The organism is Rhodoferax sp. WC2427 (assembly GCF_040822085.1).
Taxonomy (GTDB): Bacteria; Pseudomonadota; Gammaproteobacteria; order Burkholderiales; family Burkholderiaceae_C; genus Rhodoferax_B.
The window spans coordinates 3,295,740-3,317,514 of sequence record NZ_CP162006.1; the positions used below are offsets into that span (position 1 = coordinate 3,295,740).

The 21,775-nt window shown below is 65.0% G+C and carries 20 protein-coding genes; 3 read left to right on the forward strand and 17 right to left on the reverse strand.

The genetic code is table 11. The annotated features are described in order from the left end of the window. Positions 1–33: 33 nt before the first annotated feature. Together AB3G31_RS15530 and AB3G31_RS15535 are read right to left on the reverse strand one after the other, a co-directional pair. Positions 34–4,302 carry a response regulator gene (locus AB3G31_RS15530; RefSeq protein ID WP_367850361.1) on the reverse strand — a complete coding sequence of 1,423 codons (4,269 nt, stop codon included), beginning with the start codon at positions 4,300–4,302 and terminating at the stop codon, positions 34–36. 349 nt (positions 4,303–4,651) lie between these two features. After that, positions 4,652–5,605: a LysR family transcriptional regulator gene (locus AB3G31_RS15535; RefSeq protein ID WP_367846983.1), complete on the reverse strand. Its 954-nt coding sequence runs from the start codon at positions 5,603–5,605 to the stop codon at positions 4,652–4,654. 105 nt (positions 5,606–5,710) lie between these two features. On the opposite strand from AB3G31_RS15535, the gene AB3G31_RS15540 reads away from it, so the two are divergent. Next, on the forward strand, positions 5,711–7,234 hold the full coding sequence (locus AB3G31_RS15540; RefSeq protein WP_367846984.1) for a CoA-acylating methylmalonate-semialdehyde dehydrogenase: 1,524 nt from the start codon (positions 5,711–5,713) through the stop codon (positions 7,232–7,234). 113 nt (positions 7,235–7,347) lie between these two features. On the opposite strand, the gene AB3G31_RS15545 is transcribed toward AB3G31_RS15540, so the two are convergent. Genes AB3G31_RS15545 through AB3G31_RS15560 form a run of 4 tightly spaced genes read right to left on the reverse strand, consistent with a single transcriptional unit; the run spans position 7,348 to position 10,516 of the window. Next, positions 7,348–7,767 carry a type II toxin-antitoxin system VapC family toxin gene (locus AB3G31_RS15545; protein WP_367846985.1) on the reverse strand — a complete coding sequence of 140 codons (420 nt, stop codon included), beginning with the start codon at positions 7,765–7,767 and terminating at the stop codon, positions 7,348–7,350. A 3-nt stretch (positions 7,768–7,770) separates the two neighbouring features. Beyond that, the gene (locus AB3G31_RS15550) at positions 7,771–8,043 is read right to left on the reverse strand and encodes an antitoxin (RefSeq protein ID WP_367846986.1); all 273 of its coding nucleotides are present in this window, start codon (positions 8,041–8,043) and stop codon (positions 7,771–7,773) included. Positions 8,044–8,088: 45 nt separating this feature from the next. Beyond that, complete coding sequence (locus AB3G31_RS15555; RefSeq protein ID WP_367846987.1) at positions 8,089–9,318, reverse strand: CaiB/BaiF CoA transferase family protein; 1,230 nt, start codon at positions 9,316–9,318, stop codon at positions 8,089–8,091. A gap of 1 nt (position 9,319) precedes the next feature. Beyond that, positions 9,320–10,516: an acyl-CoA dehydrogenase gene (locus AB3G31_RS15560; protein WP_367846988.1), complete on the reverse strand. Its 1,197-nt coding sequence runs from the start codon at positions 10,514–10,516 to the stop codon at positions 9,320–9,322. A gap of 205 nt (positions 10,517–10,721) precedes the next feature. On the opposite strand from AB3G31_RS15560, the gene AB3G31_RS15565 reads away from it, so the two are divergent. Together AB3G31_RS15565 and AB3G31_RS15570 are read left to right on the forward strand one after the other, a co-directional pair. Beyond that, complete coding sequence (locus AB3G31_RS15565; protein WP_367846989.1) at positions 10,722–11,630, forward strand: LysR substrate-binding domain-containing protein; 909 nt, start codon at positions 10,722–10,724, stop codon at positions 11,628–11,630. Between the two features lie 253 nt (positions 11,631–11,883). After that, a complete protein-coding gene (locus AB3G31_RS15570) occupies positions 11,884–12,276 on the forward strand; it encodes a hypothetical protein (protein WP_367846990.1) in 393 nt (130 codons plus the stop codon). A gap of 5 nt (positions 12,277–12,281) precedes the next feature. Here AB3G31_RS15570 and AB3G31_RS15575 read toward each other — a convergent pair whose 3' ends face one another. The 11 genes from AB3G31_RS15575 to AB3G31_RS15625 are packed head-to-tail and all read right to left on the reverse strand — an operon-like array spanning position 12,282 to position 21,773. Further along, entirely contained in the window at positions 12,282–12,566 is a 285-nt protein-coding gene (locus AB3G31_RS15575) for a hypothetical protein (RefSeq protein ID WP_367846991.1), read from the reverse strand. Then, positions 12,563–13,051, reverse strand: a complete 489-nt coding sequence (locus AB3G31_RS15580; RefSeq protein WP_367846992.1) for a hypothetical protein — start codon at positions 13,049–13,051, stop codon at positions 12,563–12,565. Before AB3G31_RS15580 ends, AB3G31_RS15575 begins: the two co-directional genes overlap by 4 nt. Beyond that, positions 13,048–13,506 (reverse strand): D-Ala-D-Ala carboxypeptidase family metallohydrolase, encoded by a 459-nt coding sequence (locus tag AB3G31_RS15585; protein WP_367846993.1) that lies wholly within the window; start codon positions 13,504–13,506, stop codon positions 13,048–13,050. The genes AB3G31_RS15580 and AB3G31_RS15585 overlap by 4 nt, the downstream gene beginning before the upstream one ends. A 2-nt stretch (positions 13,507–13,508) precedes the next feature. Further along, complete coding sequence (locus AB3G31_RS15590) at positions 13,509–13,826, reverse strand: hypothetical protein (RefSeq protein WP_367846994.1); 318 nt, start codon at positions 13,824–13,826, stop codon at positions 13,509–13,511. Then, entirely contained in the window at positions 13,823–14,206 is a 384-nt protein-coding gene (locus AB3G31_RS15595; RefSeq protein ID WP_367846995.1) for a hypothetical protein, read from the reverse strand. The genes AB3G31_RS15590 and AB3G31_RS15595 overlap by 4 nt, the downstream gene beginning before the upstream one ends. A 4-nt stretch (positions 14,207–14,210) precedes the next feature. Beyond that, positions 14,211–14,705 carry a hypothetical protein gene (locus AB3G31_RS15600; RefSeq protein WP_367846996.1) on the reverse strand — a complete coding sequence of 165 codons (495 nt, stop codon included), beginning with the start codon at positions 14,703–14,705 and terminating at the stop codon, positions 14,211–14,213. Continuing rightward, positions 14,702–15,004, reverse strand: a complete 303-nt coding sequence (locus AB3G31_RS15605) for a hypothetical protein (RefSeq protein ID WP_367846997.1) — start codon at positions 15,002–15,004, stop codon at positions 14,702–14,704. The genes AB3G31_RS15600 and AB3G31_RS15605 overlap by 4 nt, the downstream gene beginning before the upstream one ends. Continuing rightward, positions 15,001–15,309, reverse strand: a complete 309-nt coding sequence (locus AB3G31_RS15610; protein ID WP_367846998.1) for a hypothetical protein — start codon at positions 15,307–15,309, stop codon at positions 15,001–15,003. The genes AB3G31_RS15605 and AB3G31_RS15610 overlap by 4 nt, the downstream gene beginning before the upstream one ends. Positions 15,310–15,316: 7 nt before the next feature. Further along, positions 15,317–16,291 carry a hypothetical protein gene (locus AB3G31_RS15615; protein WP_367846999.1) on the reverse strand — a complete coding sequence of 325 codons (975 nt, stop codon included), beginning with the start codon at positions 16,289–16,291 and terminating at the stop codon, positions 15,317–15,319. Beyond that, on the reverse strand, positions 16,291–17,346 hold the full coding sequence (locus AB3G31_RS15620) for a hypothetical protein (RefSeq protein WP_367847000.1): 1,056 nt from the start codon (positions 17,344–17,346) through the stop codon (positions 16,291–16,293). Before AB3G31_RS15620 ends, AB3G31_RS15615 begins: the two co-directional genes overlap by 1 nt. Next, positions 17,343–21,773: a phage tail length tape measure family protein gene (locus AB3G31_RS15625; protein WP_367847001.1), complete on the reverse strand. Its 4,431-nt coding sequence runs from the start codon at positions 21,771–21,773 to the stop codon at positions 17,343–17,345. The genes AB3G31_RS15620 and AB3G31_RS15625 overlap by 4 nt, the downstream gene beginning before the upstream one ends. Between the last annotated feature and the right edge of the window lie 2 nt (positions 21,774–21,775).

Genomic DNA, 21,775 nt, shown 5'->3' on the forward strand with positions numbered 1-21,775 from the left:
ATAAGCACAGGAGGCCGATTTGAGTCTTAAATTTCAGGCCACATCTTCGAGGGCTTGCAGCGCCACCTCAAACTCGTAATCGGACAGCGCCTGCGCCACGGTGTCAAACCGTCCTTCCAGGCCCACCCGCAGCAGGCTGGTATGGTCGCGCCAGACATCGGCGGCGCGCGGGTCGTCCTCGGCCAGCAGGCCAGCGAGCTGCTTGCGCACGGCCTTGAACTGGTCGGCATCGAAGGCGCCTGCCACCGCATCGCCAGGCCCGTCCTGCAGCCCGGGCAACTGGACCGCCAGGCCGGCCACCAGCGGGTCGAGCCGGGCGGCACAAGCCCCGATGAGCCCGTCGATGGCCGCCCGGGGCTGGTGCTGGCGGATCGCGGTCTCCAGCGCGGTCGCCTCCTCCTGCAACGCGGTGGCGCCCAGGCTGCCAGCCAGGCCGCGCAAGGTGTGGGCCAGGCGCTCGGCCGTGGCGGCGTCGTCCGGCAGCACCGTAGCGATCCGCTGCAGCACATCGCGCTGGCTGGTGGCGAACTTGGCCAGCATCGACAGGTACAGGCTCTCCCGGCCAAGCATCTGGCGCAGACCCCGCGCCACGTCGAGCCCGTCTATGGTCGGCAGGCGCTGGTCTCCCTGCGCAGCAGGTAGCGGCGCGGCGGTGGGTGCACCGCTGCCCAGACCGGCGCGCGGCCGGATCCACTGCAGCAAGGCGCGCCACAGCGCGGCGGGGTCGATCGGCTTGGTCACCACATCCACCATGCCGGCCGCACGGCAGCTCGCCAGGTCCTGCTGCATGGCGTTGGCGGTCATGGCCACGATGGGCAGGTCGGCCAGCCCGGGCAGTTGCAGGATCGCCTCGGTGGCCTCCACGCCGCCCATCACCGGCATCTGCATGTCCATCAGCACGATGTCGTAGTCGGCACGCTGCACCATGTCCAGGGCGATCTGGCCGTTGTCCGCCACCTCGACCGCGAAGCCGTAGCCATCCAGCAGGCCCAGCGCCACCTCCTGGTTGATCTCGTTGTCTTCCACCAGCAGGATGCGCGCGCCAGCCAGCGCCTGCAGGGACGGCTGGTCGCCCGCCGCGGCGCCCAGCCGCACCGCCCCCCCTGCCGACCGCGTCCCCACCCGCCGGGTCTGCATCACGGCGTCGAACAGCGTGGAGGCGTTCACCGGCTTGACCAGCACCTCGGCGATGCCGACTTCGGTAGCCAGCGCCATCACCTCCTCGCGGCCAAAGGCGGTGACCATCACCAGCCGCGGCGGCCGCACCAGGCCCAGCGCACGGATGGCGCGCGCGGTCTCGATGCCGTCCAGCCCGGGCATGCGCCAGTCTACAAACGCCCAGGCGAACGGCGTGCCCGCGGCATCTGCGGCCTGCGTGGCCTGCACGGCGGCCTGCCCGGCGTCGACGGCGGTGACCACGAAGCCCATGGTGTCGAGGATATTGGCCAGGATCAGCCGGGCGCTGTCGTTGTCGTCCACCACCAGCACGCGCAGTCCGTGCAGGTCGGGCGTCGGCTGCCGCATGGCCTGGCCCTGGCCCTTGCGCAGGTAGGCGGTGAACCAGAAGTCGGAGCCATGCCCGGGCTCGGAGGCCACACCGACCTCCCCGCCCATCAGCCCGGCCAGGCTCTTGGCGATGGCCAGCCCCAGCCCGGTACCGCCGTAGCGCCGCGTGGTCGAGGCATCCGCCTGGGCGAAGCTGTGGAACAGCCGCCCGAGCTGTTCGGGCGTGAGGCCGATGCCGGTATCGCGCACGCCGAACTGCAACCGCAGGCCGCCCGCGTCTTCCCCGAGATTGCGGATGTAGATGGTGATGTCGCCGCTGTCGGTGAACTTCACCGCATTGCCGCCGTAGTTGACCAGGATCTGCGCCAGCCGCAGCGGATCCCCCACCAGCGTCCACGGCACGTCGGCGCCGATGTCCAGCAACAGTTCCAGGCCCTTGGTGGCGGCCTTTTCGTTGACGAAGTTGACCACGTTGTCGAGCACGGTGGTGAGGTCGAATTCGAGCTGTTCGACGCTGAGCTTGCCCGCCTCGATCTTGCTGAAATCGAGGATGTCGTTGATCAGCGCCAGCAGGTGCCGACCCGACTGGTCGATCCGCTGCACGTAATTGAGCTGGTTGGGCGCCAGCGGCGTGCGCAGCGCCAGGTGGGCCATGCCGATGATGGCGTTCATCGGGGTACGGATTTCGTGGCTCATGTTGGCCAAAAAGTCCGACTTGGCCCGGGTGGCGGACTCCGCCGCGTCCAGGGCCGCGGACAAGGCGGTGTTGGCGTTGGCCAGTTCGCCGGTGCGCGTCGCCACCTGGTTTTCGAGATCGGCCTGGTAGCGCAGCACGGCGGCCTCGTTGCGCATGGCCTCCAACACCTGCGCGGTGCGCGCCGCCAGGGTCTGCATCACCGCGGTGGCGCGTTCGGGACGGGCCAGCGGCTGGCGTCCGACCACGGTGATGCAGCCCAGCGGCGCGCCCTGCGAGTCCCACAGCATCGCCCCCACCAGGCTTTGCGCACGCCAGTCCCGCAGCAGGGTGTTATCCGGCAGCGTCTCGCAAACCGCCCGCGGAATCACCACCGTGCGCTTGCTCTCGCGCAGCATCTCGTAACCGCTGCCTTGCGCCAGGAAGCCGAAGTTCGGCTGCACCTCGCCGTCGTGCAGCACCATGGCGGTTTCGGCGCGCGCGTCGTCGACCCAACGCACGACGACGCCGCCTTCGCACTGCAGCGCCTTGCACAGGAAACCCAGCAATTGCGCCAGGAGCACGCCGTGGTCGTCGGCGTTGCCGTTGTGCTCGGCCACGAAGCGCAGGGCCGAGTCGATAAGCTTGCGCTCGGTGATGTCGGTATAGGAGGCCCGCAACAACCTTTGCCCCCGGTACGGCAGTTGCACCAGGTGCACGGCGCAACGGCTCAGCTCGCCGCTGCGGGCGTTCACCACCGAGCGCTCGAACCGGACTTCCTCGCCGCCCAGCGCGCGCCGGGTGTTTTCGGCGATCGAGGTATGGATGGCCCCGCCACCGTCAACCCCCTCGCCGTACAGGCGCTCCATGCCACCGGCCAGCAGTGTTGCGCGGTCGCAGCCGAACAGATCGACCGCCTTGGCATTGGCATCCACCAGGTGGCCCTGGTCGGCGTCAAAGACGGTGATGGCATCGGGCGCGGTCTCGATAATCACCCGCAGCCGGGTCTCGCTCTCGATGGCGTCCAGCTCGGCCTGGCGCAGCCGCCGCGCCTGCATCGCCAGGCCGAGCAGGGAAAAACCCATGACCAGAAACGCAGCCGCCGTCGCCAGCACCTCGGTGCGGTACTGCGCCCACAGCGTCGGTGGCCGGTTCAGCACAACGCTGCCCGGGGGCAACAGGTCGGGATCGAGGTGCCAGCGCTGCAGCCGCAACCAATCGAACAGCGGCGTGCTGTCTGCCCGGATGAAGCCCCCCGGCCCCCCCGGCGGCAGCTCGCCCCGCAGAGTGCGCAGCGCCAGGCGCATCACCTGCCGGCCGAAGGCGTTGTCCAAAAAGACCAGGCCTCCCGTGGCGCCCTGCTTCAAGGTGGCATCCGTGGTGCCGAACACCGGTGCCGCCGCAACCTCGACGACCTGCGCCAGCACATCAAAGGGGACGTAGGCCATGCCCGTGACATCGCCGAAAAGACTCAGGTAGAAGATCACCGTACCACGGTCCACCTGCGCCACGCGCTGCAGTATGGCGTCATGCGCCAGGCGGTCGGTGTACTCGAACTCCAACTGGCCCTTGAAGTGGGGCTCCACCCGGCGCATGTCGTCCAAAAACGGTTTGTCGCTCAGCGACGCACCCACCACCACCAGCACCCGGTGCACCTGGGGCATGACGGTCATGGCCAAGCGCACCGCCTTGTCGTAGTCGACTCCCATGGGCATGTGTACCTGTGCGTGCGGGCTGAACAGCGTGGGGGGTACCGCCTCGCGGGCCGTGCTCAGCACCGTGGCGTCGGGAAACAGCTCCCGGCCTTCGTTGGCCAGAAACCGCGTGGCCAGATTGCCTTCGGCAACCACCATCGCCACGTTTTCACGCCCCAGCTTTTGCTGCAGGTGGGCGGCCAGCGCGCTGCGGTCGGCCGGCGTGGGGCGCCGGCTCAGGTCCAGGTATTCAACAAAGATGCGCGCAACATTGAACTTTTCTTCCCGCGCCTGGGCAAGGATGCCCTGCGAAACCGCGTCAAACACCGGAAAACCGATATTCTGGGAATGCAGCACCACGATCACCGGCATACCCTTCGCGCCCGGTTCGGCGGCGCTTGCCGTCGGCAAACCCGGCACCAGCAGCACCCACAAGGCCCAAAGCCCTCCGCCCAGGAGGCGCTGACAGAGTCGCTGGCAACGGCCGCGCCTATCACCGCCACACATCGCAACACGTATCAAGTTGTGCACCGCCCCGACGATGGTTGTCATTGCGACCCGTAATGGAACTAAGGCGTACTCTGGCCGAGGGCAAAAATACAATTAGTCACAATAATAGAGTGAACGGCGTTTCGGAACCACTAGTGCAAACCTGCAACCCGCAGGGCGGCCCCCACTGCCGACGGGTCCGTGGAACGCCGGACCATCGGCCACACCGCCAACCTGTTTGCTTTTTATTTGATAGCAACAAATGCAATAAGGATAAGCGCAAACTGCCTTATTTATCCGCATCCACCGGGTCGGCCAGCCCCGCGCCAAAGCCCCCTGCCAGCGCCTGCCGCAGGTAGTTCACAAAGGCCGTCACCGCGCGCGGCACATGGGCGGTGTAGGGGCGGATGGCGTAGAGCTGGTCGGCGTAGCCGCCCACCAGCTGCCAGTCGGGCAGCACCGGCACCAGCTTGCTGCCGCGCAGGCTGCTGGGCAGGCTGAAGTCGGGCAGCAGTGCAATCCCCAGCCCGGCCACGGCGGCATCGCGCAGCGCCTCGCTGTTGTTGGCCGACAAGACACCCGAGACCGGTACCGTCACCCGCTCGTCGCCCTGCGCAAAAGTCCAGGCGGGCGTGTCCTGCGCGCGCGGGTAGTGCAGGCAGCTGTGGGTGCGCAGGTCTTCGGGGCGCAGCGGCGTGCCGCGTTTGCGCAGGTAGGCGCGGCTGGCTACCAGCAGCGAGCGGGTGGCGCACAGCGTCCAGGCCACATGGGTATCGGGCGGCGCGGCGGTGTGGCGGATGGCCAGATCAAACCCTTCGGTGGCCAGGCTGGACAGCCGGTCGGACAGCTCCAGTTCCAGCCGCACATCCGGGTACTCGCGCAAAAAGTCGGCCAGCCGGGGCACCAGCTGCTGGCGCGCGAAGGCCACCGGGGCGGTCACCCGCAACAGCCCGTGCGGCGCGTCGGCCAGGTCGCGCACCTGGGCGAAGCTCTGGGCGATCTGCTCGAACGAGGCGCGGGTGTCGTCCACCAGGCGCTGGCCCGCCTCGGTGAGACGCACGCTGCGGGTGGTGCGGCGCACCAGCGGCACACCCGCCATGCGCTCCAGGTCGGCCATGCGCTGGCTCATGGCCGCCTTGCTGACGCCCAGCCGGGCGGCCGCCGCGGTGTAGCTGCCCTGCTGGGCCAGCACGGTGAGCCAGTGCAGATGGCTCCAGAGTTCGTTGATTTTCTGCTCGTTCATGCCCCTATTGTTCACCATTGCGAACAATCAATTCAAAGTTTCGGGCTTGTGAGGCAGGGGTGGCGTGCCTACACTGCAGCCTCACTCCACACCACGAGACACTCCATGACCACCGCTACCGACTCCACCGAAATCGCCCAGTACCTGCAAGGCGAGCGCACTACCGGCCACGGCACCCGCACCCAGCCGGTCTACAACCCGGCCACCGGCAAGGTCAGCCGCAACGTGCGCCTGGGCAACCAGCAGGACGTGGATGCTGCCGTGGCATCGGCGCTGGCCGCCTTCCCCAAGTGGGCCGACACACCGCCCATCCGCCGTGCCCGCGTGCTGTTCAAGTTTCTGGAGCTGCTGAACCTGCACAAGGACGAGTTGGCCCACCTCATCACCGCCGAGCATGGCAAGGTGTTTACCGATGCCCAGGGCGAAGTCTCGCGCGGCATCGACATCGTCGAGTTCTCCTGCGGCATTCCGCAGCTGCTCAAGGGCGACTTCACCGACCAGGTGAGCACCGGCATCGACAACTGGACGCTGCGCCAGCCCCTGGGCGTGGTGGCCGGTATCACCCCGTTCAACTTCCCCGTGATGGTGCCGATGTGGATGTTCCCGGTGGCGATTGCCGCAGGCAACACCTTTGTGCTCAAGCCCAGCCCCATCGACCCCAGCGCCAGCCTGTTCATCGCCGATTTGCTCAAGCAAGCCGGTCTGCCGGACGGCGTGTTCAACGTGGTCCAGGGCGACAAGGAAGCCGTGGACGCGCTGCTGGTGCACCCCGACGTGAAGGCGGTGAGCTTCGTGGGCTCCACACCCATCGCCAACTACATCTATGAAACCGGTGCCCACCACGGCAAACGCGTGCAGGCCCTGGGCGGCGCAAAGAACCACATGGTGGTGATGCCCGATGCCGACATCGACCAGGTGGTGGATGCGCTGATCGGCGCAGGCTACGGCTCCGCTGGCGAGCGCTGCATGGCGATCTCGGTGGCCGTGCTGGTGGGCGACGTGGCCGACAAGGTCATCCCCAAGCTGCTGGCCCGCACCAAGACACTCAAAGTGCTCAACGGCACCAACCTGGCCGCCGAAATGGGCCCCATCGTCACCCCCGCCGCCCATGCCCGCATCACCGGCTACATCGAGCAAGGCGTGAAAGAAGGCGCACAGCTGCTGGCCGATGGCCGTGGCTTTGACGGCGCCCAGGCGGGCGACGGCTGCGGCGAAGGCTTCTGGCTGGGCGGCACGCTGTTCGACCACGTCACGCCCGACATGCGCATCTACAAGGAAGAAATCTTCGGCCCGGTGCTGGCCTGCGTGCGCGTGCCAGACCTGGCTACCTCGATCGAGCTCATCAACGACCACGAATTCGGCAACGGCGTGGCCTGCTTCACCCGCGACGGCAACGTAGCCCGCGAATTCAGCCGCCGCATCCAGGTCGGCATGGTCGGCATCAACGTGCCGATCCCGGTGCCCATGGCCTGGCACGGCTTTGGCGGCTGGAAGAAGAGCCTGTTTGGCGACATGCACGCCTACGGCGAAGAAGGCGTGCGCTTCTACACCAAGCAAAAGTCCATCATGCAGCGCTGGCCCGAGAGCATTGCCAAGGGGGCTGAATTTGTGATGCCTACGGCAAAGTAAGGCACTTTGAATGAAATGGGCGGCTTCGGTCGCCCATTTGCGTTTCTGGGCCAAGGGCCGGTAAGCTAAGGTATCACCTTGGCACCACGATGAAACGCGGCGGAGCTCCCGCTTTAGCCCAAACCCGCCCTGTCCCCCACCCAGTTCTCCACCTCCAACCCAGGGTAGTCTTTGAAATCCGCCTCGTTGTTGGTCACCACAATGAGGCCCAGGCTGAGGGCGTGGGCGGCGATCAGGCGGTCCATGGCATCGCGGCGGCGGTCGCGCACGGCGGCGGCCAGCACGCCATAGCTTTCGGCAGCATGGGTTTCAAAGGCGAGTACCGGCACGCGCTGGATCAGGCGCTGAAGGGCGGCGGCTGCGAGTTCCCGGTCGGGTGCGGTGCAGCGCTCCACGCCGTGGCACAGCTCGGCGTAGGTGACGACCGACATCACCACATCGCCCAATGGCTGCGACTTGAAGCGCTGCAGCACCTCGGGCGGCTGGGCCGCAATCAGGTAGATGCAGATATTGGTGTCGAGCAGGTAACGCATGGCTCAGTCGGGCTTTTTGCCGCCAGCCGTTAGGCCAAAGCCGCTCCAGTCACGCTCGGCCTGCTCATGGAACTCCCGCCCCTCGGCCATAAAGCTCTTGGGAAACGCCGCCAGGATGTCGCCCAGGTCTCCGATAGTTTCCTGCGCCACCAGCCGCAGCACCAGGGTGTTGCCCACGCGCTCCACCTCTACGTCTTGCGCGCCATCGACAAACCCCAGCTCTTTGGGGATGCGCACGGCCAGCGAATTGCCGCTTTTGAACACGCGTGTCAGCATGGGATTTTCTCCTGCAAAGCCCGAGTATATACAGGATATACAGCCCTACACCACCCCCGCCGCCCGCAGCGCAGCAATCGCCTCCGCATCCAGCCCCAACCCCGCCAACACCTCGTCGGTGTGCTCCCCCAAGCCCGGCGGCGGGCGCAGCAGCACGGGTGGCGTGGCGGTCAGGCGCAGGGGGCTGGCTACGCTTACTATGTTTTCAATAGCTGCCTGGGCTTGTCCTGTGGGCGCTACAGGCTGATTGACCTTCAAACCCCTGGCCTGCACCTGGGCATCGGCAAAGGCCTGGTCCATGGTGTTGATGGGGCCGCAGGGCACGGCTTTGTCCTCCAGCAGGGCGATCCACTGGGCGGTGCTGCGGCTGCGGGTGATGGCCTCCAGCGCGGGCGTGAGCTCGGTGCGGTGGCGCACCCGCTGGGTGTTGGTCGCAAAGCGCGGGTCGGTGGCCCACTCGGGGTGTTCGGCGGCAGCGCAGAAGCGGGCGAACTGGCCGTCGTTGCCGATGGCCAGCAGCATCGCGCCGTCGGCCGTGGGGAAGTCCTGGTACGGGGCCAGGCTGGGGTGGGTGTTGCCCTGGCGCTGGGGCACCTTGCCAGTATTCAGAAAACCGGCGGCCTGGTTGGCCAGGATGGCCATGCCCACGTCGAGCAAAGCCATGTCGATGTGCTGGCCCACGCCGGTGCGGTGGCGCGACTCGATGGCGGCCAGGATGGCGCTGCAGGCGTAGACCCCGGTAAACACGTCGATCACCGCCACGCCGACCTTTTGCGGTGCGCCGCCCGCCGGGCCGGTGATGGACATCATGCCGCTCATCGCTTGCACCATCAGGTCGTAGCCCGCACGCTCGGCATACGGCCCGGTCTGGCCGAAGCCGGTGACCGAGCAGTAAATCAGGCGCGGGTTGAGGGCCTGCAGGCTGGCGTAGTCCAGCCCATAAGCGCTAAGGCCGCCGACCTTGAAGTTCTCTACCAGCACGTCGCTGGTCGCGGCCATCTGCCGGATCAGCGCCTGGCCTGCCGGCTGGGCGATGTCGATGGTGATGGAGCGCTTGTTGCGGTTGCAGGCGGTGAAATAGGTGGCCTGGTCGGTGTCATGGCCGTCCGCGTCTTGCAGGAAGGGTGGCCCCCAGTGGCGGGTATCGTCGCCCACCACCGGGCGCTCGACCTTGACCACATCGGCCCCCAGGTCGGCCAGCATCTGGGTGCACCACGGCCCGGCCAGCACGCGGGACAGGTCCAGCACCTTGAGGTGGCTCAGTGCGGCGGTCACGTCAGTTTCCAAAGGCGGCGATGCCGGTCTGGGCGCGCCCGAGAATAAGGGCATGGATGTCGTGCGTGCCTTCGTAGGTGTTGACCACCTCCAGGTTCACCAGATGCCGCGCCACGCCAAACTCGTCGGAGATGCCGTTGCCGCCCATCATGTCGCGCGCCAGCCGGGCGATGTCCAGCGACTTGCCGCAGGAGTTGCGTTTGAGCAGCGAGGTCAGCTCCACCGAGGCCGTTCCCTCGTCCTTCATGCGGCCCAGGCGCAGGCAGCCTTGCAGGCCCAGGGCGATCTCGGTCTGCATGTCGGCCAGCTTTTTCTGGATGAGCTGGTTGGCGGCCAGCGGGCGGCCAAACTGCTTGCGGTCCAGCGTGTACTGGCGGGCACGGAACCAGCAGTCTTCGGCCGCCCCCAGTGCGCCCCAGGCGATGCCGTAGCGGGCGCTGTTGAGGCAGGTGAACGGCCCCTTCAAACCCTGCACCTCGGGGAAGGCGTTGTCTTCGGGGCAGAACACCCCGTCCATCACGATCTCGCCGGTGATGCTGGCGCGCAGGCCCACCTTGCCGTGGATGGCCGGGGCACTCAGGCCCGCCATGCCTTTTTCCAGAATGAAGCCGCGGATGGGGCCCACGTTGCCCGCCGCGTCCACCTCTTTGGCCCAGACCACAAACACGTCGGCGATGGGGCTGTTGGAGATCCACATCTTGGAGCCGCTCAACTTGTAGCCGCCCGCCACCTTGTGGGCGCGGGTGGCCATGGAGCCGGGGTCGGAGCCGTGGTCGGGCTCGGTCAGGCCGAAGCAGCCAATCCACGCGCCGGTGGCCAGTTTGGGCAGGTATTTTTGCCGCTGCGCTTCGGTGCCGAATTCAAAGATCGGCACCATCACCAGCGAGCTTTGTACGCTCATCATCGAGCGGTAGCCCGAGTCCACGCGCTCCACTTCGCGGGCAATCAGGCCGTAGGCCACGTAGTTCAGGCCGGGGCCGCCGTACTGTTCGGGAATGGTGGGGCCCAGCAGGCCCAGCTCACCCATCTCACGGAAGATGGCCGGGTCGGTGCTTTCGGTGCGAAAGGCCTGCAGCACGCGGGGCAACAGCCGGTCTTGGCAGTAGGCCGCCGACGCATCGCGCACCATGCGTTCGTCATCACTGAGTTGCTGGTCGAGCAAGAACGGGTCTTGCCATTGGAATGCGGCGTGGGCCATGGGGTGTCTCCTGGGGAATAAGCGCCATGGTAGTGCCCGCGGGGACATGCGGGCAAACGATTTGTTTGCACCCAGTTATGCGTTTTTAAGATACTTAAAGTTTTCAGGATTTAGAAAATTTCAAGGGTTACCGCTTATTCTTTGAGCGTAAGCAGCTATCAATAATGCGTTGTGCCTACACCATATTGTGTATATTTCTCACACTATGCGCCGCAAAATCCCCTCGCTCCAAGCCCTGGCCTGCCTCGATGCCGCCGCCCGCCACGAGAGCTACACCCGGGCCGCGCAAGAGCTGGCGCTGAGCCAGGGCGCGGTGTCGCGCCAGATCACCGCGCTGGAGGCCTTTGTGGGCGTGCCGCTGTTTCGCCGCACCCGCCACGGCGTGGCGCTCACCCCCCAGGGGGCCGAGTACGCGCAGCAGGTAGCAGTTCGGCTGCGCGGGCTGGAGCAAGACACGCTAGATGCTATGTCGCACCAGGGCCGCGGCGGCACGCTGCACCTGGCCTCGGTGCCCACCTTCGCCACCCGCTGGCTGATCCCGCGCCTGCCCGCCTGGACGGCCCTGCACCCCGACACCACGGTGCATATCGAAACCCGCACCCGCCCCTTCCTATTTGCCGACACGCCATTTGACGCCGCCCTGTACAGCGGCACGGCCGACCAGGTGGCGCAGTGGGCAGGCACCCGCGCCGTGCGCCTGCTGGGTGAAGACATGGTGCCGGTGTGCAGCCCGGCGCTTTTGAACGGTGCCAGCGCATTCACCGCAGAAGCCATCGCCGAACTCCCCCTGCTGCAGCAAAGCACCCGCCCCGACGGCTGGCGGCAGTGGTTCGACGCCATGGGTGTGCCCGCCCCGCTGGCCCGGCGCGGCCCGCGCTACGAGCTGTTTTCCATGACCGCCGCGGCCGCCACCTGCGGCCTGGGCCTGGCCCTGGTGCCGCGCCTACTGGTCGACGCCGAGCTGGCGCGGGGTGAACTGGTGCTGGCCTGCGCGCAGCCGCTGCCGACGGGCGGCGTCCATGACCGGGCCTATTACTGCGTGCTGCCCGAGCGTACGGAGAACCGGGCGCTGGTGGAGGCGTTTGTGGGGTGGATGCAGCACGCAGTGGGCTAGCAGCCGTCGCCGATAATCGGCCCCCGCCCGCATCCCTTCGCACCCCCTTTGCACCCCTTCGCACCTCCTGGAACCACGATCTTGAGCGCCAAAGCCCCCACTTCGCCGATTGCTCTGTCCACCGACGTGCCCGCTGCCGTCCACACGCCCATGATGGCTTGGTGCCTTCAGCAGGGAAAATTGGCCTAGAGGCGATAGAGTTACGCCAAAACCTACGCCCGCCAAGAAACCAGTAACACTGTATATTTATGCAGTGTTTTTTTATGTCTACCCCCTTCGCATCAACGGTTTGCGACTGACTCAGCTGACTGTGCAGACGCATGCACCCGTCTATGGCCGCCTTGTCCTTCGCAAGCCATCCCACGACCACTTTGGGCCAGACGCTCTTTGCGCCTCGCTTTACGACAAGGAAAGCAAGGAGGTGTTGCCCGAACTTGTGAATGCCAAGGTCGCCAAGATCAACGTGGGGATGCACCTCACCGGCTACGAGCAGCATGGCCGAGGGCGAAAAGGCCGGATCGACCGGCATCCACAGTCCTGGCTTTGCGCGCTGACTCCGGCGGATCTGACACTACTTGTACAGATGATCCCGCCGCGTAGAAGCGGTGGCAGCGGGTTTGACCCGGAGGATGACGACCGGGCGTGATCACTCTACAGCGGAGCGGGCCCTGTATCGAAGGACTTCTCGACCGCGTGCCGCTCGCTCTCGATCTTGAGGATGCCGTATTTGTCGCGCAGCAACTGGCCCAGGTCAAGCCAGTCCGGGCGGCTGATGGGCGCTCGGCTACCGTCGGCCAGGAATCCCGAAATGTACGCCCGCTTGCCTCCCAGCAATTGCGCAGTGGCCACGCTGGCGAACTTGTCGCGGGCGGCATAGCTCTTGCCATCCTCAAAGCGCCGCAAAGTCAGCGTGATGGGCTCGGCGTGCCAAGTCACTCTGGCCCCCCGTGCCGCGCGGCCTCAATGTCCAGGATCTGGTCCAGCTGGCTCACGGCCTCGGCGTAGCGGGCTCGGCAAACGGCGATAGCCCGGGCGGTGTCTCGGTCAGTCGAAAACCGGAGGCCTCCACCGGCGGAAGCGGCTGTAGGCGTACCCGCAGGTTCGCTGGCAGCGGCTCGCACTGGCTCACCACCGATGGCGTTGAGCACGCCGACAGTGCCAGGATCAAGGCACTCGCGGCCAGATAGCGTTGCAATTTTTTCACGGGCGTTTCCTAGTTGGTTGGATAGTTGGGCGACCACAGCGGCGTGCTCGCCGCCTGCACCGTCGCTGTATTGATGTTGGCGGATGGTGTCGGCCCGCCGGGCGCTGGCGGCTGCCATGTCGCGCTGGGCGATGAGGCCAGCGTGGTACTTAATGCCGGTGGCCAGCCCCGCCACGAACAGCGCGAAGGCCAGCACCAGCTTGGCGGCGGTACTCATACCAGCGCCTGGATGCCGAGCTGCGCGCCAGCATCGGTAATCGTGATCACACGGTTGGCAGGCTTGTCGGGCACGCGGGTGCTGATGTGCACCCACTGCTTGCCGCGCACGCCTTCCAAAATGATTTGGCCGATGCCCAGCACCGACACCTGGGGTGCCAGGGCCTTGGCAATGTCGTACGGCGTGCCGTAGCCGGGTGCCACGATGTCGGCGGCCATGCCGAGCATGTGGTCGCTGCTGGTTACCCCGCCGACGGCTTTGTTAAGCGCCGGGCAGCGGTAGCCACTGGTGACGCTGATGGGCGTGTCCAGATAGGTGCGCACGCGCTCCAGCAGGTCGGCCAACTTGCGCAGGCGGGGCAGCACCTCGGGCGGGGCGGCGTTGTCAATGCGCAGTTGTGCAGCCTTGGTGCTGGCCTGCAGCTCAGCCAGGGAGAAGTGTTCGGTGAGTTGCATGGTCAGCCTTCTTTAAAGCGGGTGCGGATGATGAGAATGGCGAAGCCCAGGATCAGGGCAACGTCTTGCAGGGTGGGTGGCTCGAGCCGCATGAGGGGAGTTACCAGTGCGCCCGCGCCGCCCGCGCTGAGCAGCAGCCAGGCCGCGCACTTCAGCCAGGCAGCGATGCGTTGGGGGCGGGTCAGGCCGGGCGCCAAGGGCGCTGTGCGCTCCAGCTTGTTGAGCGACTCGGCGAAGACGATGAGGCCTGCAAACCAGTGCAGCATGCTGAGAAGCCAGACCGGAATGAAGCTGAAGACATCGGGGTGGAGGGCAATCATGGCTTGCCCTCCACCCTGCCTGCGAAACGCTCGACGGCCACTGACAATATTTTTTGTGCACCCGCACCGATGAGGAAACTGTAAAAAAGTTGGCTGGCGATGGCCGAGTTTTCGGCGAACACTGGGACCATGTAGCCCGCCGTGAGCGAGCTGGCCACCGCCACGAAGCCGCGGCGCACGGTGGTTGCCAATAGGTTGGGGAGGGTATCGCCGCTGGAAGGCACTGTGTTGAGCAGCACCATTGCGGCCCCCGCCCCAAGGAAACCAGCCAGCAGCACATCAGCCCGCAGGCCGAGCGGCACACCAAAGGCGGTGAGGACGGGAATGGCTGCGCCGACGGCGACGAAGGTGGCCGCGGCGGAAATAGTGGGTTCTGCCATCGCACTATGCCTTCGTAATGGTGAAAACGGGGACCGCCAGAAACGACTTGTCCGGCAACGTGTAGATGCGGTACCCCGCCTTGAGGGCCAGCCGCCCGCCCAGCAGGGGATACCGCAGCCACCACAGGCCGCCGCGCTCGTAATAGCCAGGCGCACCGGGCCAGCCTGCAGCGGTGGGCACGCCGAACCATGCCGCGAAGCCATGCACGCGGTTGCGCACCCCCAGCCAGTACCAGGCGCAAAAAAAACGCCCGAAGCGCTTGTAGATGGAGAGGACGGCGGGCTCGTACAGCCCGCCCGGCAATCGCTCATCGGGCGTGCCCAGCCAGGCCATCCAGCCCGGCAGATCGCCACGGGTGGCGGGGTAGCGACCACTGGGGTCCAGGCTGAGATCTGCATCCCAACGGACAAACGGCAAGGCCAGCAGCACCAACACCGGGGCAAACAAGGCGACGACTTGGATCAGCAGCGCGATCAGGATCGGTTTGAGGTGTTTCATCCCAAAATCTCCGGTGCAAGGCGGGGTAGAAATGCCTGGTGTCTGGCCTGTTCATTTGCCGCGACCACCTCGTTCCGAAACGACTCCACGGCGGCGCTGGTGCTGCGCTGCTGCTTGGAGTTTTCCACCAGCAGGATGGGCATCCACGTGATAGCGCAGCCGCGCTCGTCCACCTGCTCGCCGGTCGCCGGGTTGGTGCCCGCAAGCTGGGTGAACCAGGCGCAACGGTGGATCTTGTTGTCCCGAATCTCTTCGCATTTGGAGCCCAAAGGGCAGGTCAGGATGGTTTCGATGGTCATGGCTGCACCTCTGCGGCTTGGGCGGCTAGCAACCGGGCGCGGGATTCTGCATCCATCCACGACAGGTCTTCATCGCGAACCACCCATGCGCCCGCTGTGGTGTCGAAAGCGGCTTCTTTACCAGCTGCTAGCCCTGCAGGCGGTGCTTGCAGTGTGGTGTTTGGCGGTAGGTGGACAGGTTCTCGGTCCATGTTGTCCGGGAACTGGTACATGCCAATGTAGGAAAAATCAGCGCCCCATTGGTAGCCGGTTACAAGCTGTTCCGGCTCTTTTGCGGGGGCGGTGTTGGTGGTGGTATCGGTCATAGGGGCCTCAGTTTTTGGTACAAACAATCAGATCAAGATAGCGCGGGGTCCAGTTGGTTTGGCTTGAGCCGTTGTCTGTTCCGCCTGAGTGGGTATGGTTGGCGGAAGCCCCAACGGTGTAAACACCCGTACCCGAACTGCTGGTCAAGGGGCTTGTTCCATACGCCTGCACACCCGTCTTCCCATTCACGGCACTGATACCCACAGTTCCGTAAACACTGTTGTCGTACGGCACGCCAGACACATGGTTGTGACCCGGGTCACCAATGCCGTGGCTATGGTCTGCGCTCATGGTTCCTGTCGAAAAGCCGTGCGTGTGCGACGCCACGACGTTGCAATAGGTAGGGTCCATAGTCCCGCCAACACCCCCGCCCCCAGAAGCCACGACCCGCAGCATGCGGTTATTGGCCGTATCAGTGACATCCCGGGTCCAACCCGTTGGGGCGGCAGCCTGAGCAAACAGCAGCCGTGTTCCAGCGACAAAACCCAGTTCAGCCTGGGCACCCAGCGCTGCACGGGCCGCGGCAGGCGTTCCCAGATCCACTTGCGCCCCCAAATTGGCGCGGGCAGCGGCCGCTGTAGTGGCCCCTGTGCCGCCATTGGCTACCGATTGGATGGAGATAGGATTCCAGTGTGAAGGGTCGCCACTGGGGTCGGTGATGCCGCTGCCGAGCGCTATGCGGCGGTACAGGCGCTGGTCGGCTGGGCTCCACACCACCACGTCGGCGGCATAGACAACGCCTGTTACCCAGCGGCCCGCGCCCGCATAGGCCGCGGCAGCGTTGGCGCTGCCCAAGGCGGCGGCGGCGCTGAGGTCGGCATCATCGGCATCCGCGGATGCAGACACGGCGGCAGCATTAATGGCCACGCGAGCCGCCTCGGCCTGCGTGCTGAAGGCGGGTAGCTGGGTCAGAAAGAACGTGTCCAGATCGGTTTTGAACGTGGCGCTGGTGCGGTCCAGGGAGGGTAGCGGGTTGATCATTAGATTAGGCCTTCAACTTCTAGGGAACAGAGGTGGTAATCGGGGTACTCGACGCTGATGGTGAAGTCTGGGAAGAACCCATACAGCAGCAGCGGCTCGTAGCCAAGTTCTTCCGCGCCGACGTACACCGCGGGCGTGGCGCGCAACGAGGCCAGCGCACGGTAAATGCCGTTAAAACGGAATTTCTCGGTGAGCACCTGGAACGTGGCGCGCTTACGGTAAGAGCGCTCAACGATGGTGGTAGCACCGAAGGCATCGGTAGCCTTGACGCTGTAGTCGATGATGGACACCTGTGGCTTGGCCAGGGTGCGGCCAACGGCGATAGTGCGACCAGGCTTGCATACGCCGCAGGCCACGCTGCCGCTGCTGGCGGTGATGCTGAGGGCCAGCTCGCAGCTTTCGAACTGGCCGGGCAAGTCGGTAAATGCAATGTCGGACCGCTGCTCGAATTCGGCAAAAAACCAGTCGTAGACCGACTCGACCACGGAGCCATCCAGGTCGATCGTGCGGCTGTAGATGATGGTGCCGCCGGGTGCATCTTTCATGGTGATGGTTGCCTGGCGGCCTACAAGCTCCATGAGGCCGATGCCAGACACGGAACCCGGGCGCAGCACCACCGCCAGGGGCGAGGCCACCGCGGTGGCGGTGCCCACGGCTGCATCGAACATGGCCCAGCGGTTATTGGCACCCACCAGGGTCCACTTAGTGGGGTCTGCCAGCGGCTGGCCGATATTGCCCGCCGCGGCAGACTGGTAGACCAGGTGGGCGACGTTGTCTTGCACACGGTCTCCCAGGGCGTAGGTGGCGGCACCGCTGTACGCCTGGTACACAGTACAGAGCAAGCGCCACCACGAGGGGGAGCTGGCGGGCGGGTGCCCGGCATTGCCCGCCTGGAGCGACTGGTACACACTGACTAGGCCCGCCGCACCCGCTACGCTGGCATTGCTACCCGCTGCATAACTGGTGCCCGCACTGTAGGCGGCGGGGGCCAGCTCCAGCGCCGTGGTGCTGGTGAGCATGGCCGCACTGATGTCGGTCGGTTTGATAACTTTCATGCCGTGACTACCTGGACTGCGATGGAATTGCCATCAGGGGTGACGCGCTGCAACACCTTCGAGATGCTGGTGTTGCTGACCGCGGTGGAGCGGGTTTCAGCGCTGATATTCATGAGCAATTGCTCAACACGCAGCAGCACGGCCTGGCTGTCGCCGCTGGCAGCCGGGCCATTCAGGCGCTGCATCAGCTCGCGGTTGTCGGCCGCGGGGATGATGCGCTCGCCCGTGTGGATCTGTGCCAGCATGTCGGTGGGCACGACGTTGGTGCCCACCGCGAAGCTGGGCACCGTGAGGCCATACTTAGCCACCAGGCTGGCATTGGTGGCCTGCAGGCTGGCCAGCATCTGCGCCTGGATGGTTTTGAGGTCCAGCGCGGTGCTGACGTTAGACGCAGCCAGATCGAGCACGGTCTTGCTGAGACCCGGTAGGGCTGCAGCGGCGGTTTGGTCGCCTGCATTGGCCTGGGCTGTGGCAATCGCAAATTGCGACTGGGCCGCGGCATAACCCACCGTGCCTGTGCCTGCCAGGACCCCGTTGATACGGTTTACCTCTGCGACGATGCTGTCGCTGGCTGACTGGAAAGCCTTCTTGATCTCAGCGGCCGCCTTGGCGGCAGCATCGGCCTGCGCCTGCAGTGCATCGGCCTGTACTTTGGCCGCAGCCTCTACGGCAGCGGCAGCGGCATCTGCCGTGGGCGTGATGGCCGCGAAAGCCCCGCTTAGGTTCAGCAGTGTCAGGTAAGTAGCCTGGCCCGATGCCGTGGCCAGGTCTTGCGAGTCCACCAGGTCACGGAAGCCGTCGCGGGTGGTGGGTAGGGCTAGGCCCAAGGTGGCAAACGAAGCCTCCAAGTCCTTTACCGTCTTGGCATTGCGCTCGGCGTCGCTGTAAAAATTTTGGTAGTAGCTGTCGAACTTGCTGCTGAATGCATCCAGGCCGCCAAACAACGTGAGCAGCGCTTGGCTGGCGCTGGTGCTGCTGTCGAGGACTTTGCTGAGATTGTTGTCGAGCCCAGCATAGGCCTGGCTGAGGACCTTCACCTGCAAGGCTTCATTGATGCGCTGCTGCAGCAGCTTGCTGTCTGAACCAATATCCACGCCGGCCAGGTAGTCCTTGATTTGCTGAGCGATGTTGGACTTTTCCAATCCAGCGTAAACGGCACGGATGGATTCGTCGGCAAGGGCGGCTTGCAGGGCTTCGTTGCCACGGTCTACGTTTTCAATACCGCCCAGGCGATCGCCACGGTTGTAGGCTTCTACCCCGTTGACGGTGCTAGCCACCTGCAGTTGGGTTCGCGCAGTGCCCTGGGGATCCATGGCAAATGCCACTCCAGACAGGAGCTGGCTGGTGGTATCACCCAATTGTGCAGCGGTAACTTTAAATCCGGCCTCGATGCTGCTGGTCACGGCCTTGGCGGCATCCGAGGTGGAGGCATCTGCCAGGCTGGTGACCCCGGTACCAGCATAAGAGCCTTGTTTGGGCCCGCCGCCCTTACCGCCAAAGATGGAATAGGCGGCAATTGCCGCAAGGGCTACCCAGCCATAAACGGGAATAGCGCTCAGTGCCCCGGTAACGCCTCCGGCGACCGTTCCGGTTGCTGCGGTGCCAGACGCTACCCCTGCAGCTGCAGCAGCCTCCGCGGCAGATGCACCGGCGGCGGCAGCAGCTGCAGATGCTTCCGTACCCGCTGCGATCACGGCAGCAGAACCGGACGATGCACCCAGACCCAGAGCCGTAGAGGCATAGCTCAAAGCCCCACCGACCATCCCGGTCCCGTTCGTGATGCCGGTATAGGCCGAATACAAACTGGAGGCGTTGCTGGCGGTGTTGAGCAGTCCACCCGCGCCGCCCGAGCCACTTATGCCCAGTGCCGAGGTCACGCCTTGCGCAACCGGGTTGACCACGGCACTGATGATTGGGCGCAGCACCAGAGTCTTGAACATATTGACCAGGGTGTCACGCAGGTTTTGGGCGAAGCCTTTGCCAGCCTCAAAACCGCGCAGCAGTGCATCGGTCAGCGACTGGTTGATGCTGTCGGCAGTTTTGTTCCACTCGTCGGCAACCACCTTGGCCACCGCGACCTGCTTGTCTTGTAGCGCCGTAGCATTCACGGTGTCGCGCAGCGCTTGTTTGTCGGCTTCGGTGGCACCGGAGCGGTCAATGGCGGCGATCTGCTTGGCGACTTCAAGATCCACCTTGCGGATGGCCAGGGTCTTCTGCCGTTCCAGCGTCGTCATGCCTGCCAGCTTGGCTTCATCGGCATAGGCGACAGCTTCTTCACCCACGGTGCGGGCATATTCCTGCGCCTGCTGGTTCAACGCTTTGAAGTCGGCCACCTGGGCCTGGGTAACCAGGCGCGCCTGCTCGGCGGCTTTGAGGCGCAGCGCCGACACATAGGCAGGATCGTAGGAGCCCTCGCTGCCGCCTTCGACTTCGGCCAGTTTGGCATTGATCAGGGCCAGACGGTACTGCTCAATGGCCACCTTGCCCGCACCCCACATGGCATTGGAGGCAGCGAGTTCATCGGCCTGGGTGCCGAGGGTTTGGGCTGATTTTTGGGTCTGGTCGATCAGGGCAAGATAGGCCTCTTTGGACTTCTTCAGGCCGTCGATGCGCAGCAGCTCACCTTCTACCTGTTTATCCACAGCAGCCTGGCTTTCGGCTGCGGCCAGCGAGCGCATTTTGTCGGCACGTGCCAGGCCGCTGATGCTGGTGGTCAGGTCTTGCTTGATTTTGATGACCAGCTTCTCGCCGTCGGTCAGCTTCAAGGCTTCAGCACCCTGGGTGCGCAGCAGGTTGAGGTAGCGCTGTTGCTCAAGGGTGCGGGCCTTGATGCCAGCTAGTTCGGATTCACCGCCGGAGGCTGGGCTGGTGTACTTCTTCTCGATATTGGCAATTTGGGTGCGCAGGTCTTTTTCAGTGATCAGACCCGCGGCGATGAGCGCCTGGCCTTCGGTCGTCGCCTTGGCGATCTCTTTTTGGCGTTTGGAGGCATTGGATTCGAACTGGTCGATTTGCTTATCCCACGCAAATTTCTGCTCTGCCAGTTTGACGCGCTGTGCGTCCGATTCGGCCGTCGATTTTTGTACGACGTTCAGCCGCTCGATCAATGCAATTTGCGCGATGAGTGACTGGCGTTCTTTTTCGTAGTCCGCTTTTGCCACTGGCAGGCCAGGTGCGCCTGCGGAATTCAGCCGTTCCAGCGAGGCCTTGAGGCTTGCCAGTTGGTCAGAGCCGGTTTGCGGGCGGCCAACCCCCAACATGGCATCCCAGGCCTTGGCGGCAAAGGAGCCCACACCCTTCCAGGCAATTTCAAGCCCACCCAAGTTTTCCGTGATTTGCTTGGACCGGCTGCCAATGGCATCGGCGTAAGCATTCTGGGCTACCCGGGCGGCCTCGGTGGTGCGCCCCTGCTCTTCCAGGGATTTGATCTGCTCGTAGGTGGTCAGCGTCAGGTAATGCAGCGATTCATTGAGCTTGAGGGTGGCTTGCAGCGGGGCTTTCCCCAGATCTGTGAAGGCCTGGGCAGTCTTGTCCAGGGATTGGCCAATGGCGCGCTCCGCGTCAATGGCCACAGCGGCAAACTTTTGCAAGTCGGCGCGGCCAACAGCGCCCGATTGCACCAACGATGCGAGCGCCTCGGCCGATTTGCCTTGGGTGTAGTTGCCCTCGGCCAGCGCCCTGGACATGTCTTGCAACTGGCTTGTGGTGGTGCCTGCAACATTGCCCGACAGAATCAAGGCCTTGGTGTAGTTCTCTGCCTCCTTTGAGCCGTTGTAGTACGCCAGAGCCACCAGGCCGACGGCAGCGGCGGCTAAGGCGTACGGGTTGACCAGATCCAGGACGTAGCCGCCCAGGGCCTTGGCGGCGTTGCCTGCACCACCGAACATGTCTTTGAGCTGGCCACCCTGCTGCAGCAGGACGGTGAGGGGCTTTTGGCCGCCCTGCAAGCCGACGATGATGTCGGTGAACTGGGCGGGTATGCCACGCAGGGCGGCGGCTGTTTGCGCAGCAGAGATGCCCATGGTGCCGAGGGCTGCGCTACCGCCCGCGATAGCCTGCGCGGCTTGGAGCTGCTTGGCCTTGAGCGCATCGAGCTGGTCCAGGTAGGGCTTGATAATGTCGAGCTTAACCCCACGCTGGCGGGCCAGTTCTTCCTGGTAAGCACGCTCGCCCTTGCCAGCGGCCTCGGTCACCGCGATCTTGCGCTGCAGGCTGTTGACCTGGCTGCGGGTGGCCGCATCTACTTTGGCGGCAGCTGCAGCGGCACCGTCACCGGATTTTGCCAAGGCATCGCTGGAAGCCTTGCCCGCCTCGGTAACGGCAGCACGGAAACCGCTGATGGACTTTTTGGCGGTGCCGATGCCCGCCTCGACACCCGTGGCATCGGCACTGATGTCGATGACAGCAGAGAGGTCTTTTTCAGCCATGG

What these genes read in the sequence shown, in the direction of transcription:
- AB3G31_RS15605 (WP_367846997.1), bottom strand. Translation starts at nt 15,004, where the DNA reads ATGACCATCGAAACCATCCTGACCTGCCCTTTGGGCTCCAAATGCGAA.
- AB3G31_RS15560 (WP_367846988.1), bottom strand. Translation starts at nt 10,516, where the DNA reads ATGGCCCACGCCGCATTCCAATGGCAAGACCCGTTCTTGCTCGACCAG.
- AB3G31_RS15585 (WP_367846993.1), bottom strand. Translation starts at nt 13,506, where the DNA reads ATGCAACTCACCGAACACTTCTCCCTGGCTGAGCTGCAGGCCAGCACC.
- AB3G31_RS15590 (WP_367846994.1), bottom strand. Translation starts at nt 13,826, where the DNA reads ATGATTGCCCTCCACCCCGATGTCTTCAGCTTCATTCCGGTCTGGCTT.
- AB3G31_RS15600 (WP_367846996.1), bottom strand. Translation starts at nt 14,705, where the DNA reads ATGAAACACCTCAAACCGATCCTGATCGCGCTGCTGATCCAAGTCGTC.
- AB3G31_RS15595 (WP_367846995.1), bottom strand. Translation starts at nt 14,206, where the DNA reads ATGGCAGAACCCACTATTTCCGCCGCGGCCACCTTCGTCGCCGTCGGC.
- AB3G31_RS15615 (WP_367846999.1), bottom strand. Translation starts at nt 16,291, where the DNA reads ATGATCAACCCGCTACCCTCCCTGGACCGCACCAGCGCCACGTTCAAA.
- AB3G31_RS15550 (WP_367846986.1), bottom strand. Translation starts at nt 8,043, where the DNA reads ATGCTGACACGCGTGTTCAAAAGCGGCAATTCGCTGGCCGTGCGCATC.
- AB3G31_RS15620 (WP_367847000.1), bottom strand. Translation starts at nt 17,346, where the DNA reads ATGAAAGTTATCAAACCGACCGACATCAGTGCGGCCATGCTCACCAGC.
- AB3G31_RS15535 (WP_367846983.1), bottom strand. Translation starts at nt 5,605, where the DNA reads ATGAACGAGCAGAAAATCAACGAACTCTGGAGCCATCTGCACTGGCTC.
- AB3G31_RS15580 (WP_367846992.1), bottom strand. Translation starts at nt 13,051, where the DNA reads ATGAGTACCGCCGCCAAGCTGGTGCTGGCCTTCGCGCTGTTCGTGGCG.
- AB3G31_RS15565 (WP_367846989.1), top strand. Translation starts at nt 10,722, where the DNA reads ATGCGCCGCAAAATCCCCTCGCTCCAAGCCCTGGCCTGCCTCGATGCC.
- AB3G31_RS15545 (WP_367846985.1), bottom strand. Translation starts at nt 7,767, where the DNA reads ATGCGTTACCTGCTCGACACCAATATCTGCATCTACCTGATTGCGGCC.
- AB3G31_RS15540 (WP_367846984.1), top strand. Translation starts at nt 5,711, where the DNA reads ATGACCACCGCTACCGACTCCACCGAAATCGCCCAGTACCTGCAAGGC.
- AB3G31_RS15625 (WP_367847001.1), bottom strand. Translation starts at nt 21,773, where the DNA reads ATGGCTGAAAAAGACCTCTCTGCTGTCATCGACATCAGTGCCGATGCC.
- AB3G31_RS15610 (WP_367846998.1), bottom strand. Translation starts at nt 15,309, where the DNA reads ATGACCGATACCACCACCAACACCGCCCCCGCAAAAGAGCCGGAACAG.